The 16,559-nt window shown below is 46.4% G+C and carries 17 protein-coding genes; 10 read left to right on the top strand and 7 right to left on the bottom strand.

Features of this window, described 5'->3' with window-relative positions; translation table 11 throughout:
* Nucleotides 1-125: 125 nt before the first annotated feature.
* Nucleotides 126-761 (bottom strand): Bax inhibitor-1/YccA family protein, encoded by a 636-nt coding sequence (locus tag M4I42_RS00155; RefSeq protein WP_268850259.1) that lies wholly within the window; start codon nucleotides 759-761, stop codon nucleotides 126-128.
* A gap of 235 nt (nucleotides 762-996) precedes the next feature.
* Between M4I42_RS00155 and M4I42_RS00150 the strand changes: the two genes are divergently transcribed.
* The gene (locus M4I42_RS00150) at nucleotides 997-1,797 is read left to right on the top strand and encodes an EAL domain-containing protein (protein WP_268850258.1); all 801 of its coding nucleotides are present in this window, start codon (nucleotides 997-999) and stop codon (nucleotides 1,795-1,797) included.
* Between the two features lie 45 nt (nucleotides 1,798-1,842).
* On the opposite strand, the gene M4I42_RS00145 is transcribed toward M4I42_RS00150, so the two are convergent.
* Entirely contained in the window at nucleotides 1,843-3,066 is a 1,224-nt protein-coding gene (locus tag M4I42_RS00145) for a Fic family protein (RefSeq protein ID WP_268850257.1), read from the bottom strand.
* 142 nt (nucleotides 3,067-3,208) lie between these two features.
* Here M4I42_RS00145 and M4I42_RS00140 point away from each other — a divergent pair, with 142 nt between their 5' ends.
* The 4 genes from M4I42_RS00140 (at nucleotide 3,209) to M4I42_RS00125 (ending at nucleotide 6,995) form a co-directional block, all read left to right on the top strand.
* Complete coding sequence (locus M4I42_RS00140; protein ID WP_268850256.1) at nucleotides 3,209-3,439, top strand: hypothetical protein; 231 nt, start codon at nucleotides 3,209-3,211, stop codon at nucleotides 3,437-3,439.
* Between the two features lie 341 nt (nucleotides 3,440-3,780).
* Nucleotides 3,781-5,097, top strand: coding sequence for a radical SAM/SPASM domain-containing protein (locus tag M4I42_RS00135; protein ID WP_268850255.1), 1,317 nt, complete (start codon nucleotides 3,781-3,783; stop codon nucleotides 5,095-5,097).
* Nucleotides 5,098-5,286: 189 nt separating this feature from the next.
* Nucleotides 5,287-6,252, top strand: a complete 966-nt coding sequence (gene manA / locus M4I42_RS00130) for a mannose-6-phosphate isomerase, class I (RefSeq protein ID WP_268850254.1) — start codon at nucleotides 5,287-5,289, stop codon at nucleotides 6,250-6,252.
* A 290-nt stretch (nucleotides 6,253-6,542) separates the two neighbouring features.
* Nucleotides 6,543-6,995, top strand: a complete 453-nt coding sequence (locus M4I42_RS00125; protein WP_268850253.1) for a VanZ family protein — start codon at nucleotides 6,543-6,545, stop codon at nucleotides 6,993-6,995.
* A 14-nt stretch (nucleotides 6,996-7,009) separates the two neighbouring features.
* Here M4I42_RS00125 and M4I42_RS00120 read toward each other — a convergent pair whose 3' ends face one another.
* Genes M4I42_RS00120 through M4I42_RS00110 form a run of 3 tightly spaced genes read right to left on the bottom strand, consistent with a single transcriptional unit; the run spans nucleotide 7,010 to nucleotide 9,215 of the window.
* The gene (locus M4I42_RS00120; RefSeq protein ID WP_268850252.1) at nucleotides 7,010-8,011 is read right to left on the bottom strand and encodes a Gfo/Idh/MocA family protein; all 1,002 of its coding nucleotides are present in this window, start codon (nucleotides 8,009-8,011) and stop codon (nucleotides 7,010-7,012) included.
* Nucleotides 8,012-8,028: 17 nt separating this feature from the next.
* On the bottom strand, nucleotides 8,029-8,412 hold the full coding sequence (gene gloA2 / locus M4I42_RS00115; protein WP_268850251.1) for an SMU1112c/YaeR family gloxylase I-like metalloprotein: 384 nt from the start codon (nucleotides 8,410-8,412) through the stop codon (nucleotides 8,029-8,031).
* A gap of 56 nt (nucleotides 8,413-8,468) precedes the next feature.
* On the bottom strand, nucleotides 8,469-9,215 hold the full coding sequence (locus M4I42_RS00110) for a plasmid pRiA4b ORF-3 family protein (RefSeq protein WP_268850250.1): 747 nt from the start codon (nucleotides 9,213-9,215) through the stop codon (nucleotides 8,469-8,471).
* Between the two features lie 165 nt (nucleotides 9,216-9,380).
* Between M4I42_RS00110 and M4I42_RS00105 the strand changes: the two genes are divergently transcribed.
* The 5 genes from M4I42_RS00105 to M4I42_RS00085 all read left to right on the top strand — a co-directional run bounded on the left by M4I42_RS00105 (nucleotide 9,381) and on the right by M4I42_RS00085 (nucleotide 14,384).
* Complete coding sequence (locus tag M4I42_RS00105; protein ID WP_268850249.1) at nucleotides 9,381-10,256, top strand: ROK family protein; 876 nt, start codon at nucleotides 9,381-9,383, stop codon at nucleotides 10,254-10,256.
* Nucleotides 10,257-10,421: 165 nt separating this feature from the next.
* Nucleotides 10,422-10,580, top strand: a complete 159-nt coding sequence (locus M4I42_RS00100) for a hypothetical protein (protein ID WP_268850248.1) — start codon at nucleotides 10,422-10,424, stop codon at nucleotides 10,578-10,580.
* 14 nt (nucleotides 10,581-10,594) lie between these two features.
* A complete protein-coding gene (locus M4I42_RS00095; RefSeq protein WP_268850247.1) occupies nucleotides 10,595-11,506 on the top strand; it encodes a TetR/AcrR family transcriptional regulator in 912 nt (303 codons plus the stop codon).
* Between the two features lie 11 nt (nucleotides 11,507-11,517).
* A complete protein-coding gene (locus M4I42_RS00090) occupies nucleotides 11,518-13,113 on the top strand; it encodes an MDR family MFS transporter (protein ID WP_268850246.1) in 1,596 nt (531 codons plus the stop codon).
* A gap of 377 nt (nucleotides 13,114-13,490) precedes the next feature.
* Nucleotides 13,491-14,384 carry a hypothetical protein gene (locus M4I42_RS00085; RefSeq protein WP_268850245.1) on the top strand — a complete coding sequence of 298 codons (894 nt, stop codon included), beginning with the start codon at nucleotides 13,491-13,493 and terminating at the stop codon, nucleotides 14,382-14,384.
* A 127-nt stretch (nucleotides 14,385-14,511) separates the two neighbouring features.
* Here the strand turns inward: M4I42_RS00085 and M4I42_RS00080 are convergent, their stop codons facing one another.
* Together M4I42_RS00080 and adh are read right to left on the bottom strand one after the other, a co-directional pair.
* Nucleotides 14,512-14,841, bottom strand: coding sequence for a DUF779 domain-containing protein (locus tag M4I42_RS00080; protein ID WP_268850244.1), 330 nt, complete (start codon nucleotides 14,839-14,841; stop codon nucleotides 14,512-14,514).
* Between the two features lie 56 nt (nucleotides 14,842-14,897).
* Entirely contained in the window at nucleotides 14,898-16,418 is a 1,521-nt protein-coding gene (adh, locus tag M4I42_RS00075) for an aldehyde dehydrogenase (RefSeq protein ID WP_268850243.1), read from the bottom strand.
* Between the last annotated feature and the right edge of the window lie 141 nt (nucleotides 16,419-16,559).

Here is a 16,559-nt window from a genome sequence, read left to right as displayed (position 1 = left end):
TTTTCGTTTTTTATACGGTATTACGCCTTGGAGTTTTCGAGATTAGCAGAAAAAGGGAATATATAGTTTGTTTTCAGCTGTTAGCCGTTGCCCACATGGAAAAACCGCCTACAAAAAGCAGGCGGTTAGTCTTCGTCGCTTGCGAAAAAGCGTAAAATGTAGACGAATAAGTTAATGAAGTCGAGGTAGATGTTGACGACAATCATTGGAATGTCCGCTTCGCTAAACCCGTAGCGAACGAGGCGGTTAATGTCGTAAATCGTAAAGCCAAGGAAAAGCAAAATGCCTAACGCGGCAATTCCCATTTGCCCGACGCTCGAAAACGGAATAAACCATTGGATGATGAATAAACCAAGCAGTGCGAACAATCCAAGCATCAGAAAGCCACCGAGGAACGAAAAATCTTCTTTCGTTTTTGCCGCGTAAAGAGCGACGCCGGAAAACGAAATGACCGCTAAAGCAAATGCTTTAAAGACAGCGTCAGCCCCAATAATGGAAATGTAGCGGTCGATGACGGGAGCTAACGTTGCGCCCGAAACGAACATAAACGCAAACATAAGCGAATAGCCAACCGCTTTTTGGCGGCGAGCAAAAATCATCACAAGCAACAAAACGATTTCAAGGATAGAAAGCGGCAAATACCAAGCAGCGGAAATGAATTGCCCCACATATAAACCGCCTGTCGCTACTACTAATGCGGCGAAAAAGGCAACGGCTAGCTTCGCCACAGGACTTCGCGATGGATAAACAACCGAATTCATTTCTTTTCCCTCCTTGTCAACTACAAGCAACTGTTTCTTTCAGTGTAGCAAAACAGACGATGTTTGTCACGGTTTCATGAATTGGGAGGGGGTGTAGGTAATAACAAGAGAAGCCTAGTGTGCTATTGTGAACTCGCCACCTTTACTTTTCTTTTACCGTTTGTTTACATTTCCGTAACTTTACTATGTTATAATAGTCAAACAAAGTGCGGCGAGGGAAAGGAAGTGTGGTGAGTTGACGCAGCAAGAAGAGTTTTATTCGATTTTAGCAACAGGAAAGCTCACAGCATATTATCAGCCGATTGTGTCGCTTTCCGACGGGCGCATTTATGGCTACGAAGCGTTGGCGCGCGGTCCAGCATCAAGCGAATTGGCGATGCCAGACCAATTATGGGCAATGGCGGAACGAGAAAAGCGGCTGTATGCGCTTGAAACGTTGGCACGGAAGCGGGCGGTAGAAGGGTTTGCGCGGGCGAATCCGGGATGGAAGCTATTTATTAATTTGAACGCCAACGTTATTTACGATCCGCAGTTTACGCCGGGACAGACGTTAGCGTTATTGAAAGAACACGGATTAACCACAGAGCAAATCGTCTTTGAAATTACCGAGCGCCAGTCGATTACGGACTTTGCCGCATTTAAACAGGCGTTAAGCCATTATCGCTGCCAAGGGTATAAAATTGCGATTGATGATGCGGGGGCGGGGTATTCGTCGCTGCAAGCGATCGCGGAATTGCGCCCGGATTATATTAAAATCGACCGCTCGATTATTCGCGGAGTTGATCGCGATGACATAAAAGCGATTTTGCTCGAGACGATGGCAGTATTTGCGCGAAAAATCGGCTGCCAACTAGTTGCCGAAGGAATCGAAACATTCGCGGAACTAGAAGCTGTCACTGCGCTTGGCGTATCGCTCGGTCAAGGATACGTCTTTGCTCGGCCGCAACCGGGACTGCCTTCGATTTCGGCGGACGTCCTTTGCCGGTTGTTCGAGCGGAAAATAGGAAAAAACTTGTTGACGGAGGCAAGCGGGTAATTTGCCTCCATCATTCGTGAATGAGGTGAAATACTAACGTTTTTGCTAATGGAATTGGTTCGTTAACGTTTCGCTAAGGGTGATTTCCATCGGTTTTCGCTTACGGAACGAAATCCAGCCGGCTTGGTGGAGCTCGTCTAACGCTTTCCGAACGATATATTCGGTTTTTCCGGTCAAGGAGAGAAGCTCTTTTTTCGTCAGTCCTTTTCCAGGGATACCGAAAATATAGCTTTGCCCTAAGAAAAACATGATGTTTTTTTTCGTTTCCTCTCCTATATTCAGCTTCTTCATCAAGGCATATAATGCGGCCATTTTTTGCTCTTTTTCCGTTAAATCTGCTAATACTTCGTTTTGCGCTCGATCAATGATGTGGAAAAATGTCTCACAAAAAAAGGTAAGCTCTCCTCTATTGTGTGGATGGTTGGCTTCGGAAAAAGCATCGTAATACAGTTGTCTTCGTTGATTCGTTGCGTACGAGAGCGTGAGCGCCGTTAAAAAATCTAATTCGCTTATTAAATACATACTGCTTATATAGCGGGCGGTTCGTCCGTTTCCATCATAAAACGGATGGATATACCCGAAATAATAATGAGAAATAGCAATTTTGTATAACATCGGGGACGGATGTTCACGGAGGAAGCGGATGAGTTGCTGAAGCTTTGTTTGAATGGCTTTCTCCGGATACACGCCTCGATGAATGATTTTGCCGGTAGTGGTGACGACATCGACAGGCTGTTTACGAAACAATTCGCCATCGAGAGCGTCTTCTGCTTTTATTTCCTCGCGAACGAGGCGATCATAAATGGTTCGAACGTCTTCGATTGTTGCGAGCGTCGGGACAGTGCCCGACAACAAGCCGAAATAAGCGTTCATTAAGCTGAGGTGCCGGATGTTTCGTTTTTTGCTCGATTCCTTTCGTACGACAATTTCGATGACGGTTTCCATCTCTTGTCTTGTGCTGTGAATGCCTTCAATTTCATTCGTACTTAATAGTTCGTCAATAAGTTTTGTTTGAATATATTGTTGGATAGCAATCGGTGGAAGGCGGTGCACAATCGCTTGAATTTGTTTGCTCTGTTTCATCAGTTGCTCGTGCAATACGTCTAGTTGTTGGTGATTGACGTAAAAGCATGAAAATTCGTCGTTGCTTTTATAAGGCTTAATGGAAAGCGGCAAGTGAACCGTACCGTAGCTGTTTACACGCTTTTCCCATTCGGCTAAATAACGTTCCGGTGCCTTATAGTATAATTTAGAAAGCAGTTCATACATGCACATTCCCTCCCTTTTTACAATGATTCCCGTTCACTTCTTATAATATAATTAAAAAATACCGATATTTTTTTATTTATGCAAGGATATTTAAATAGTATAATAAAAAATATACCGTTTTTTAAAAATGTAGGGGGAGAGTATGCGACAGTATATAGAGAAGCTATTAATGGTTGCACTTTCGCTTTTGTTGGTTATCGGCATGGTTCGTGGATTTATCGGTCATCATTCGACGGCAAGTCTGATGCTTTTATTGTCGCTTATTACGATGATGAACAGCATTCGGATGCGAGAACAAAACAAAGCGAGGAGCTATGTCTATTTTTCTTGCAGTTTGGCATTGGCGATTGTGGCGCTCGTGTTGTTCAAATAAGAAAGGCTTCGTGCAGTATGTGCGAAGCTTTTTTGTATGTCAAATTTTTGTCGGAAAATAGCCATCCAATCGTCAAGAACTATGAAGATGGAAAGCGAATGCATTTTTTACAATAAAAAGGTTCATCACCACAACATGTACTTGACAAGCGGGGGATTTTCTTGAGCCGCCGTGTACGAAAAATCTGATTTACTGATTTTTCCTTATAAGTACAGAGAAGGCGTGTTCTGAAATAGTCAAGTACAACTTTCGGTGAAGAGCCAATAAAAATGATTGTGACCGATGTAACAGAAGGACAATAGGTATTTTGATTATGATGAGAAAAAAGGAGAGTAAGCAACATGAATTGGGTTCCATCGCGGTTTAATGCGATTGCAGAAACAGAGACAGGGGAACTAGTCGTTTACAATAGCTATACAGGCGCGATCGGAACGGTGACGCTAGAGGAAAAACAAGCAGTGTTAACGGCGTTAAGAAAAGGGGTTCGCGGAGAATTAGGAGAAGTCGAACAGACGCTTGTCGACTGCGGGTTTCTTGTTCCAGAACAAACGGATGAAAAAAGGCGTGCGCAATTTTTGCATCAAACGCTCCATCGAACGGATGCGATGCATCTCATTATTTTGCCAACCGAAGCGTGCAATTTTCGCTGTACCTACTGCTACCAAGATTTTGCACACGGCAAGATGAGCCGGGAAATAGTCGATGGGGTGAAGCAGTTTTTGCATAAAAAAATGCCAAAACTAGAACATTTGACGGTCAGCTGGTTTGGTGGTGAGCCGTTATTAGCGCTTGATGTGATTGAAGAAATTAGCGAAGCAATTATCGGCTGGGCAAATGCGTACGGGGTGACGTATCAAGCGGAAATATCGACAAATGGCTATTATTTATCAAAAGAAACGATGCAGACCCTATTAGCACACGGTGTAAAGCGGGTAATGGTGACACTTGACGGAATGAAAGAGATGCACGATACGCGCCGCGTGTTGGCGACGGGCGGTCCGACATATGAAACGATTTTACAAAACTTGCGAGCTATTCAAGCGCTTGAAGAGCCGTTTGAGATTTATATTCGCGTCAATTTTGATGAAGATAATCTTGCGCAAATTCCGCCATTTTTAACTGAACTCGCACATCATTTTTCCGGTGATGCCCGCTTTCAACTGTTTTGCCGTCCGGTCGGAAAATGGGGTGGGAAAAACGACGATCTTTTGCCAATTTGCGACCATCGTACCGCCGAACGGAAAATTTGGGAGTTTACCGAACAAGGAATGAACCAAGGGTTAGCGATGAGCGCAGTGATTGAATCAATGCTTATGCCGTCTGGGGCAGTGTGTTATGCGGCAAAGCCTCATTCGTTCGTGATCGGGGCGAACGGCCGAGTGTATAAATGCACGTGCTTCTTAAATGAAGAATATAACCATGTCGGCTGGCTGCAAGCCGACGGCACGATGGCACTTGATTATGACAAACTAGCGCTATGGGTGACGTCAGGCGAAGAGCAAGACGAAACGTGCCAAGCCTGTTTCTTCCGTCCGGCTTGCCAAGGCAACCATTGTCCGCAATACCGCCTTCGGAAGAAAGAGCGCCCATGTCCGTACGAAAAGCGAAAAATTAAGCAAGTATTGCGCACCATCGCGCAGAAGGGGGTGAAACAATGAAAATTTTACGTCCAGCAGTATCCCCAGTCGCTGCCTCTAACACAGGCAGACTATCCAAATCGGTCCCGGGGAACTTAAAATAAGCAAAAAAGGAACCAGCGAAAAAGAGCTGGTTCTTTTTTCTAGCCTTTTTCGCCATTTTTCTAGTAAAATAAGAAAAAAGTTCCGTTATTTGAAAGGAGACTATTCATGAACCACACACCGCTTTTTCTTGCTCCGGTGTTTCAAGAACGGATTTGGGGAGGGGCTCGTCTGGCAGAGCAGTTTGGGTACCGCCTTCCGTCAGAGCGGACGGGAGAATGTTGGGCAATTTCGGCGCATCCGAACGGGCCGACGACGGTCAAAAATGGTCCGCTTCAAGGGAAGACATTAGGGGAGCTATGGGAGCATCATCCGGAATTATTCGGCCATTTTCCGTCTGACCGCTTTCCGCTGTTAACGAAAATTTTAGATGCCAATGACGATTTATCGGTACAAGTGCATCCAGACGATGACTATGCGCGTACATACGAAAACGGCGAATTAGGAAAAACGGAATGCTGGTACATTATCGACTGCAAAGAAGGTGCTGAGCTTGTATACGGCCACCATGCGAAAACAAAAGAAGAATTGCGAGAGATGATGGAAGAAGGCCGGTGGAATGAATTGCTTCGCAAAGTGCCGATTCGTCCGGGCGACTTTTTTTACGTGCCGAGCGGAACGGTGCATGCGCTTTGCGAAGGAACGCTCGTCCTCGAAACGCAGCAAAGCTCGGATACGACGTATCGCATGTACGACTATGATCGCATCGACGAAAACGGCAAAAAGCGGGAATTACATCTTGCCAAAGCGCTCGATGTCATCACCGTTCCGCATTTAGACGTCCGCTGCGAGCAAAGCGTAACAAAAACAGACGGAGCGGAAATAACGACATTTGTCGACAACGAGTATTTTACGGTGCAAAAATGGGAGATTCAAAAAGAATGGACAGTGGAGCAAACGGATTGTTTTCTATTAGCGAGCGTCCTTGCTGGAGAGGGAGAACTTCGCACTGAGCACGAAACGTATGTGCTTCAAAAAGGCGACCATTTCCTCCTCCCATATCCGTTTGAGCGCTTTACTGTAAAAGGAAAGCTACAATTGATCGTTTCCTCACCGGCATGGCCGAAACAATAGTATTTATGGACGTTACGACAAATTCGTGTTCACGACGGTGAATATTCGCCGGAGCAAGTAACCCCCGTCATTTTTTCCCGTTCCCTTTTGTGCGGACGATTTTGAAGCCGCAGCCGCATAAAAGGGAATGTTTCAAGCGGCGGGCGGGCTGTTCGCATTGCGGGCAAATGAACGGTGTCATAGCTTGACCCTCCTTCGTCAGTGGAATGTAAGTCTAATTATATACGATTATTTTTTAAAATCAATATCATTTTATAATTATTTTAAATAATTGTATGTAGGAGATTGCAATGAACAACAACAAGTTTTGGTGGGGCTTGGTTGTCGTCTGGTGCCTCGTCATTTATAGTTTTAGCGAGTTTTCGTTTTTTACAGGAGCAAACACGGAACGGCTCATTCGCCATGTGCTGGCGTATTGGCCGTTTGCGCAAGGAGAAGGGGAGGAAACGGCGTCGCCGCTCAATTTTATCGTGCGGAAATCGGCGCATTTATCAGCGTTTGGCATTTTAGCGGTGCTTGTGTTTCAAGCACTCGTTCCGCGGCGTTGGGCGTATATTGGCGCGTGGGTTTTTTCGGTCGTTTATGCGGCAACGGATGAATGGCATCAATCGTTTGAACCGGGCCGGACGGCGCTATTTTCCGATGTGCTTATCGATGCATGCGGGGCGTTAATCGCTTTATGTGCGGTGTGGACGTGGCGGCGTTGGAGACAGGTGCGGGGCCGTGTGTTCTCTTCTTCGTAAAATAACCCTCTGCGTTATCGGCAGAGGGTTGTTTGATCTGCAGGAAACACGATACCGGTTTGCTTTCGCGCTTCTTCCATAATTTCTGCAGTGATGAGCGAATGCGCATGCGAGTTTGTTTCTGATTCGTACTTGTCGCTTTGAATGACATCCACCCATTCGCGCGCTTCGTAATACATCGGATGCTCTTCCTGCGGGACGGTAATGTCTTCTGTCCGGCCATCGCGGTAGCGAATTTCGACTTTCGTTGGCGTATGGATCGCATCGATGACGATGCTTCCTTCTTCCCCTTGAATTTCTGCTGGAACATACGAATTAGCAATTTTCGAATACATGACGACTGCATCCATTTCCCCGTAATCAAGGACGATGCTTCCTTCGCCATCGACGCCGGATGCAAGCATGACGCTGTTCGCTTGAAGTGAACGCGGTTTGCCAAATAAAACGACGAGCGGATAGAGGCAATAAATGCCGAGATCCATTAAGGCGCCGTTGGAAAATGCCGGATTAAAGGCGTTTAAAATAATGCCTTGTTTGTACGCATCATAGCGCGACGAATATTGGCAATAGCTCGCGAAATAGCGGCGCACTTTGCCGATTTTCGGCAAGTGCTGACGAATGGTGTGAAAGTTTGGCAAAAGCGTCGTTTTCAACGCCTCCATCAACACGACTCCGTTTTGCCGTGCCGCTTCGATCATTGTTTGTACTTCTTTTGTATTGGAAGCGAACGGTTTTTCGCATAAGACATGTTTGCCGTGATTCATCAAAAGGATCGCTTGCTCGGCATGAAGCGCGTTGGGACTTGCGATATATACCGCATCGATGTCCGGGCTTTTTGCCATTTCTTCTAAACTTGTAAAAGTTTGCGGTGCGCCCGTTTTCACCGCAAAGTCTTTTGCCGTTTCTTCCGTGCGCGAATAGACAGCCGTTAACGTCAGCTCGGGAATCGCTTTTGTAGCGCGGATAAATTCTTGCGTAATCCAATTCGTACCAATCGTAGCGAGTTTAATCCTCATGAGATCACTCCTTTTCGTTAAGTTTCGTACAGCTCGAGCGGCAAGTCGTCTGGGTCGCGGAAAAATGTAAACCGTTTTCCGGTTACGGGATCATAGCGGACGGGTTCGACTGTAATGCCATGACGTTCAAGGTGGGCAATGGCCGCATCAAGCGCATCAACAGCGAACGCCAAATGCCTAAGCCCACACGCTTCTGGCTCACTCGGCCGCTTTGGCGGCTCTTCAAACGAAAATAGCTCAATTTGTACCTCCCCAGCCTGCAAATCCAACTTATACGACCTGCGCTCGGCGCGGTATTGTTCGTGAAGGATGCGAAACCCGAGTACGTTCGTGTAAAAATGCTTTGACCGCTCATAATTGGAACAAAGGATGGCGATATGATGAAGTTGTGAGAAATGCATGATTTTCCTCCTGTGCTACGTCAATTGCTTCCGATCCGGTGGAATAGCGGTAAAAGCTAGAAAAAGACAATCGCACGCAGCTGTTGATTTACTTCCTCGATATCAAAATGTTCCGGATCGTATTGGCCACCGTACCATTCGGTAAACTCTTCGATTTCTTCGGCTGTTCCGTTTCCTTCCATTAAGTTCATCACTTCCATGTAGCCATAGATGCCGCCGACGTCTTCCGGCGGACAGGCGCGCTTTCCTTTTAAGCAAACCGGATGGCGGAACGGCTCCGTCGTCGTTTCGATTTTTTCGAGCGTGACAAGATGAACCCAGTTGTCACCGAAATCGTACGTATACGTAAACTTTTCGCCTTCTTTGAACAAAAACTTCGACAACTCCATGGTGCGGGCATCGTACTTTTCGCGCCGTCCGACGAACGAAAAGCCATACTCTTCGTCCGGAATGTCAATGACCGTATCATTGATTTCAAACTCGTATAAATGGTTGTTTTCCCAGCCCATCGCAATTTGAATAATGTCATGTAGCTGATCGAACGTAATGTGGCTCGGGACGACGATGCGCCGCCAGACCGGCGGACGGATGCCTTTTAACACGATTTTCAGCTGATAAAGCACCGTCGTTTTTTCGCTTTGTTGTTTTGGTGTGGGCTTCTTTCTCTCCGCAATGGCTTTCGCTAAATAGTCTTTATTCACAACGGCGTCTAATTCTTTCCTATACTTTTCATGCAGTTGTTCATACGCTTCAGACTGTTGAATCACTTCGACGACAGCTTGCAATAACTCATCTCTTCGCAAATCTCGTTCCTCCAGACCAAAAAATGAATGATACTATTTATTATACATCGCTTCACTATTTTTTTCCATACTGTTGTATCGCGGCCTTAGATCGTTCACCCGCATCTTTCCGAAATTATGGTACAATGAAACGTGTAACGATCCGAAAGAAAGCGAGGAAGAAGCATGTATTTAGGAGCAATTGAAGCAGGCGGAACGAAATTTGTTTGCGCCATCGGCGACCGCGATGGCAACGTTCATGAGCGCGTCACGTTTCCGACAACGACGCCGGAAGAAACGATGCGCCATGTCATCGATTTTTTCAAACGCTATGACTTAGAAGCGATCGGGATCGGAACATTTGGCCCGGTCGACTTAAATGAGCAAAGTCTAACGTATGGCTATATTACAAGCACGCCGAAACCGCACTGGTCGAATTTCAACTTTGTTGGTGCCACTAAGCAACATTTTGACGTCCCGATCGGCTTTGACACTGATGTGAATGCGGCAGCGTTAGGCGAGCAGTTATGGGGAGCGGCCAAGGGCAAAAACAGTTGCATTTACATGACCGTCGGAACGGGCATTGGCGTTGGCGCGATTGTCGAAGGTCGGCTCGTGCACGGTTTGTTGCATCCAGAAATGGGGCATATTTTGATTCGCCGTCATCCGAATGACGAGTTTGCCGGAAGCTGCCCATTCCACGGCGACTGCTTAGAAGGAATGGCCTCCGGTCCTGCCATTGAAAAACGGTGGGGAAAAAAAGGAGCAGAGCTTTCCGGCCGCGCCGATGTTTGGGAGTTAGAAGCGTTTTATTTAGGACAAGCCATCGCCCAGTACATTTTAATTTTGTCGCCAGAACAAGTGATTGTCGGCGGCGGGGTCGCCCATCAGCCGTCGTTGTTGCCGCTCGTTCGCCGCTACGTCCTTGACTGCTTAAACGGCTACGTCCAGCATGACGCTATTTTACAGCATATTGATGACTATATCGTCCTACCGGGATTAGGCGACAATGCCGGCATTTGCGGGGCGCTTGCACTGGCAAAACAAGCATTAGAGAAATAATAAGCGATGACCGTTCGCTGCATAAGCAGCTGGGACGGTCATTTATTTTTTTGAATATGACTAAACGGTCATTATATTTTTTAATATAGTTATTGATAAATCTTAGAAAGATGGTTATAATGATTATGACCATTTGGTCATAAAGACGGAATTGAGGTGCCTTCCATGGGAGAACGTAAAAAACAAACGCCTAAACGGCTCGTCGAGCAGCTTCGGAAACACGGGGTGCATGCGGAACTGACCAAACCGCGCGCAAAGTGGTCCGTTTATCGGCCGTTCGTGCCAAAAGCGTGTCCATCTGCTCATGAAATTTGCCCGATGTAGGAGATGAAACGAAAATGGCAAAGCAGCGTAAAGTGAAATTTCTCGAAAAGGCAATGAAATTGTTTGCGGAAAAAGGGTATCATGCCACGTCGATCCAAGACATTGTTGAAGCGTGGGGCATTTCGAAAGGAGCGTTTTACCACCATTTCTCGTCGAAAGAAGAATTGATGTTCGAGATCGTCAAATATCATTTGGAAAAACTGTTGACGCCATTTATGGATGCGAAACCGGAGGGCTGGTCGGATAAAGAATGGCTCACGCAACAATTAACGATGCAACTTGAAGGGATCGTTTCGCAAAAAGACTTTTTTCAAATGATGATGGCAGAACAGCTCCCGAAAATTAACGCTGATATTCAGCGCTATTTATTTGCCCAGCGAGCGCGTGTGTTCAATTGGTATTGCCAGCGGCTGATGGATATATATGGAGAAAAGGTGGAAAAATACGTCTTAGATGTAGCGGCCATGTTAAACGGAATATTGCGCGAATACATCTTCTATATGATGTTCGATCCCAGTATGTTTCGTGCGGAAGCCATTGCAAGGTTTATCGTCCGGCGGATGGATGCGATCGTCGCTCATTTTGATGCGGATGAAGAGCCGGTGCTAAAAGAAGAAGCGATTCGCTGTTTTACCGAAATTGCCGAACAAGAGCAGCACGAACGAAAGGCGCAAATCATCGCCGGGATTGGACGGTTGAAAGAGCAAGTATCAGCGCTTGCGGTGGACAAAAAAACGCACCATCAGCTGCACGCTGCGCTTGATACGTTGGAAGCAGAATTTGCCAATGAACAAGCGACACCGCGGGAGTATGTCGTGAAAGGCATTCTCTTATATATCGAAAGCCAGCGGATTCAACCGTTATCTGAGGCGGTCGCTTCGTTAACGGAACTTGTTCATGAGTATATGACACACCATCATAGATAGGGGACGATAAGATGTCGGAAACGATTGCGATACAATCAAGCATTAAGCATCGCCATTTATTGATTACCGGATTAATTATTGCGATGTTGTTCGGCGCGCTCGACGGGACGATTGTCGGAACGGCGATGCCGCGCATCGTCGGGGAGCTTGGCGGGTTAAGCGTCATGACGTGGGTGACGACCGCTTATATGCTCACGTCAACGACCGTTGTGCCGATTGCCGGAAAATTAGCGGACTTATTAGGGCGGAGAATCATTTACGTATTGGGATTAATCATTTTCATGGTCGGCTCGGCACTTTGCGGCATGGCCGATAATATGACCGAACTCATTATTTACCGCGGCATGCAAGGCATTGGCGGCGGGATTATGATGCCGATGGCGATGATTATTATCGGCGATTTGTTTACCGGAAAAGAACGGGCGAAATGGCAAGGCGTATTTGGCGGCTTGTACGGGTTGGCCTCGATTTTAGGTCCGCAAATCGGCGGCTGGATCGTCGACCATTTAAGCTGGGAATGGGTATTTTACATTAACCTTCCTGTCGGCATTTTAGCGACGATTTTTATTGCGATGGGCTTGAGTAAGCATGAAGCGAAAGGGCCGGTCAAATTTGACATTGTCGGTATGTTTACGATGGTTGTTGGCGTCGTCAGTTTATTGTTGGCGTTGACGTTCGGCGGCGATAAATACGCATGGACATCATGGCAAATTATCGGCTTGTTTGCGATGTCAGCGCTCTTTTTAACCGCGTTTGTCTTCGTGGAACGAAAAGCGGAGGAGCCGGTGTTGCCGATCCATTTATTTAAGCATCGCACGTTTGTCGTATTAAACGGCATTGGCTTTTTAATGAGCGTCGGCATGTTTGGCGCGATTATGTTCGTTCCGTTGTTTATGCAAGGGGTCGTCGGCGTCAGCGCAACACAATCGGGGACGATTATGACGCCAATGATGATTACAATGATTATCGGCAGCATTGTCGGTGGACGAATGGTGTATAAAATCGGGGTAAAAACGCAGTTGATTGCTGGTATGGTTATTATGGCGTTCGGATTAGGATTGCTTGGCACGATGGATACGGATACGACGCGGTGGACGGCAACGCTTTATATGATTGTGCTCGGGCTTGGCGTCGGGCTTGTCATGCCGTTATTGACGCTCGTGTTACAAGAAACGTTCCCGAAATCAGAAATGGGCGTGGTGACATCGTCGAGCCAATTTTTCCGTTCCATTGGTGGTACGTTCGGGATGACGATTTTAGGAGCGGTGATGAACCACCGGTCAAGCACGTTGTTGGAAGATCGGTTAATGCCGCTATTAAAATCGCTTCCACCGCAGGCGAAAGCGATGGTCGATCAGTTTTCGCATATGATTCACGACAATCCGCAAAGTTTATATTCGGCATTATTAAGCCCGAAAGCGATGGCAAGCATGCCGGCGCAGATGAAAAATGCGCTCGTGCCAATTTTAAAGCAGTCGCTTGTTGATTCGCTCCATTCCGTCTTTACGTTCGGGCTTGTCTTTGTCGCCTGCGGAGCGGTTTTAACATTCGTATTGCGTAAAATCACCCTCTCCGAACAGAGCCGGAGAATGAAAGAAAGTGCGTAAAAAATGAAAGAGAGCGTGTGATTCGCTCTCTTTTTTATAGTATAAGAAAGAGGGAGTATAAATTTCTGAACAGCTGTCTATGTAAATACAACTGGAAGGTTTAACTTATGGCTACTGGAAAAGCAGACTCTCCATTTTTTCGACTGTCGGAGGCAAGCCTATGGCTTGCCTCCGCCTCGCACCGCGGTGGCAACACACTGAGTTCGCTTCTTTGAAATATCCCACGCAAGCCCAAGCTTTGCTTGGGCTGAGCCTCCGGCTTGTGCGCTCATCGACGATAGGCCGGCGTTTTGCGCTTTTCTTATCTATCTTTGCCATCATGATGAGCAATTGAGGATGAGGATGTGGTAAAATAAAAACAAAAAGGGAGTACGAAAATGGGGGAACGGACGTCAATAGCATATAATAATTATGACATTATCTTCCGCAGCATGACAGATCAATTCAAAGAAAAAGCCCTGGATTTTTATGGCATTCATACAGCGCCGATTGTCCGCGTTGAGGCAACGGAATTGCCCACGATTACAGTCAGTGATCGAAGAATGGATTTCTTGTTTTTACTGGCTGACGATACGTATTTACATCTAGAGTTTCAAACAACGTTTAATGAACAAGATCTAGACCGATTTCTCCAATATGATGTGAGTGCGTACGAGAAGTATAAAAAACCAATTCAAACTGTCGTGATTTATGGAGCTGGTGTAGAAGAGGCGTTGGAGTGCAAAAATTATGGTTCCGTTAAGTATGAAACGAAAGCAGTCTTTATGAACAATTACGATGGCGATCAAATGATGCAAAAATTGTGGACGAAGGTGGAAAACGGTGAAGAATTGACAGAGACAGACGAATTAAATCTTATTTTTCTTCCATTGATGAGAAGCTCAGTAAGTCGTTCTGAACGGGCAATTGAAACGGTAGAGTTAACGAAAAGGATTGCTGATGAGGAAAAACAAGTTCGTTTGTTAGCTACAATTATTGCTATTTCGGATAAGTTTATTGATCAACAATATGTCGAAAAGTTAGTGGAGGTGTTAGGAATGGCAAAAGTACTTCGTGAAGTGGAAAAACGAGCAAGGGCTTCTGAGAGCCAGCGTGCCATTAAGGATTATTTAGATGCCCGTTATGGCTTAGAGTCAAAAGATCTGCAAAAAAAAGTGGAAAAACTTACGGATTTAGATTTGCTACATCATTTATTGCGTGACTTATATCGTGCGGAGAATCGGGAGGAAATGGAACAATTAATTCAACAAGCATTGGAAAAACAAAAATGAGGTGCTTATCATCACTTAAAGACATAGAACGAAGAGAAAAGGAGAGCTAGTCATTCGCTGTGCGAAACGACCAGTTCTCCTTTTGCTTTATTATTCAAAACGAGACGAGCGCCCTATTTTTCGAGAGTCAGTCAAACACTTTCGACCGGGTGAGGAAACGCACGCCTTCCGGTCCTTCTAATGAAAACATACCGCCTCTACCGGGGACGACGTCGATGATGAGCTGCGTATGCTTCCAATACTCGTATTGGGCGGCGGAGATATAAAACGGACAGCCGCCGATTTCGCCAAGAAGCACATCCGAATCCCCAACGATTAACTCTCCTTGCGGGTAGCACATCGGCGAACTGCCGTCACAGCATCCGCCTGATTGATGAAACATGAGTGGCCCGTGTTTCGCCTTCAATTTTTCGATTAACTGCAACGCCGCATCAGTGGCGATGACTTTCGGCTGCATCATTTCCACTCCTTTCTAAAAAAGGCAGCGTGCAATTGCGCGCTGCCTTGTTGATTTTAAAAGAATCCTAATTTCTTTGGCGAATAGCTGACAAGCAAGTTTTTCGTCTGTTGATAGTGCTCAAGCATCATTTTGTGCGTTTCACGGCCGATGCCGGACAGTTTGTAGCCGCCAAACGCCGCATGAGCCGGATATGCATGATAGCAGTTCGTCCAGACGCGTCCTGCTTGAATGCCGCGGCCGAAGCGATAAGCGGTGTTAATATCGCGCGTCCAAACGCCGGCGCCTAAGCCGTACAACGTTTCGTTGGCGATCGCGAGCGCTTCGTCTTTGTCTTTGAACGTCGTGACCGACACGACTGGTCCGAAAATTTCCTCTTGGAAAATGCGCATTTTATTATGTCCTTTAAAGACGGTTGGTTTGACGTAATATCCGCCGCTTAACTCGCCTTCTAAGAAATTGCGTTCACCGCCGATGAGAAGTTCGGCTCCTTCTTGCTTGCCGATGTCAATGTAGGACAAGATTTTTTCAAGTTGTTCAGAAGACGCTTGCGCGCCGATCATCGTTTCCGTATCGAGCGGATTGCCTTGCTTAATTTGTTTGACGCGCTCTAACGCCCGCTCCATAAACACGTCATAAATTGATTCTTCAATGAGAGCGCGGGACGGGCATGTGCACACTTCGCCTTGGTTTAATGCAAACATCGTAAATCCTTCGAGCGCTTTATCGAAAAATTCGTCGTCTTTTGCCGCGACATCAGCAAAGAAGATGTTTGGCGATTTTCCACCGAGTTCAAGCGTAACTGGGATGATGTTTTGCGATGCATATTGCATAATCAAGCGCCCTGTCGTCGTTTCGCCGGTGAACGCCACTTTCGCAATGCGAGGGCTTGACGCGAGCGGCTTTCCAGCTTCAAGACCGAATCCGTTGACGACGTTAACGACTCCTTTTGGCAAAAGATCTGCGATAAGTTCCATCAGCACAAGGATGGATGTCGGTGTTTGTTCTGCCGGTTTTAACACGACGCAGTTTCCAGCCGCCAGAGCAGGAGCGAGTTTCCATGCGGCCATTAAAATCGGGAAGTTCCAAGGAATAATTTGTCCGACGACTCCGAGCGGTTCTTTGAAATGATAAGCGACAGTATCATGATCCAGTTCGGCTAAAGTGCCTTCTTCAGCGCGAATGCAGCCGGCGAAATAGCGAAAATGATCAATCGCAAGAGGAATGTCGGCTGCGAGCGTTTCGCGAATCGGTTTGCCGTTTTCCCACGTTTCGGCCACCGCAAGCATCTCTAAGTTTTCTTCCATGCGGTCGGCAATTTTGTTTAAAATGCGCGCCCGTTCGGCGACAGATGTGCGTCCCCAAGCGTCTTTTGCTGCATGCGCTGCGTCTAATGCCAATTCAATGTCGGCTGCTTTGGAGCGAGGGACTTCACAGTAAACCTGTCCTGTCACAGGAGAAATGTTCTCAAAATACTCGCCATCTACCGGTGGCACCCATTGGCCGCCAATAAAGTTTTCATATCGTTTTTTGAACGTGATGAGCGAACCAGGCTGTCCAGGTTGAGCATAAATCATCTAAATTTCCCCCTTTGCTTGACATGTATACGCTTACAAAAGAATCGTATACAAAATATTTTGAAAATTCCCCCGATAAAAATGATAGCATCTGCTGCCTTTTTTGTCAAAATAAAATGATGAATCTACGTCTGATGTGGA

The organism is Anoxybacillus sp. J5B_2022 (assembly GCF_026847645.1).
Classification (GTDB): Bacteria; Bacillota; Bacilli; order Bacillales; family Anoxybacillaceae; genus Anoxybacteroides.
The sequence above is the reverse complement of the archived record's forward strand: the minus strand, read 5'-3'. Positions and strand labels throughout refer to the sequence as shown.

Bases quoted from the DNA above. Each gene is read 5' to 3' on its own strand.
- M4I42_RS00095 (WP_268850247.1), top strand. From the start codon at position 10,595: ATGGCAAAGCAGCGTAAAGTGAAATTTCTCGAAAAGGCAATGAAATTG.
- M4I42_RS00105 (WP_268850249.1), top strand. From the start codon at position 9,381: ATGTATTTAGGAGCAATTGAAGCAGGCGGAACGAAATTTGTTTGCGCC.
- M4I42_RS00135 (WP_268850255.1), top strand. From the start codon at position 3,781: ATGAATTGGGTTCCATCGCGGTTTAATGCGATTGCAGAAACAGAGACA.
- M4I42_RS00125 (WP_268850253.1), top strand. From the start codon at position 6,543: ATGAACAACAACAAGTTTTGGTGGGGCTTGGTTGTCGTCTGGTGCCTC.
- gloA2 (WP_268850251.1), bottom strand. From the start codon at position 8,412: ATGCATTTCTCACAACTTCATCATATCGCCATCCTTTGTTCCAATTAT.
- M4I42_RS00120 (WP_268850252.1), bottom strand. From the start codon at position 8,011: ATGAGGATTAAACTCGCTACGATTGGTACGAATTGGATTACGCAAGAA.
- M4I42_RS00155 (WP_268850259.1), bottom strand. From the start codon at position 761: ATGAATTCGGTTGTTTATCCATCGCGAAGTCCTGTGGCGAAGCTAGCC.
- manA (WP_268850254.1), top strand. From the start codon at position 5,287: ATGAACCACACACCGCTTTTTCTTGCTCCGGTGTTTCAAGAACGGATT.
- M4I42_RS00085 (WP_268850245.1), top strand. From the start codon at position 13,491: ATGGGGGAACGGACGTCAATAGCATATAATAATTATGACATTATCTTC.
- M4I42_RS00090 (WP_268850246.1), top strand. From the start codon at position 11,518: ATGTCGGAAACGATTGCGATACAATCAAGCATTAAGCATCGCCATTTA.
- M4I42_RS00100 (WP_268850248.1), top strand. From the start codon at position 10,422: ATGGGAGAACGTAAAAAACAAACGCCTAAACGGCTCGTCGAGCAGCTT.
- adh (WP_268850243.1), bottom strand. From the start codon at position 16,418: ATGATTTATGCTCAACCTGGACAGCCTGGTTCGCTCATCACGTTCAAA.
- M4I42_RS00140 (WP_268850256.1), top strand. From the start codon at position 3,209: ATGCGACAGTATATAGAGAAGCTATTAATGGTTGCACTTTCGCTTTTG.
- M4I42_RS00080 (WP_268850244.1), bottom strand. From the start codon at position 14,841: ATGCAGCCGAAAGTCATCGCCACTGATGCGGCGTTGCAGTTAATCGAA.
- M4I42_RS00145 (WP_268850257.1), bottom strand. From the start codon at position 3,066: ATGTATGAACTGCTTTCTAAATTATACTATAAGGCACCGGAACGTTAT.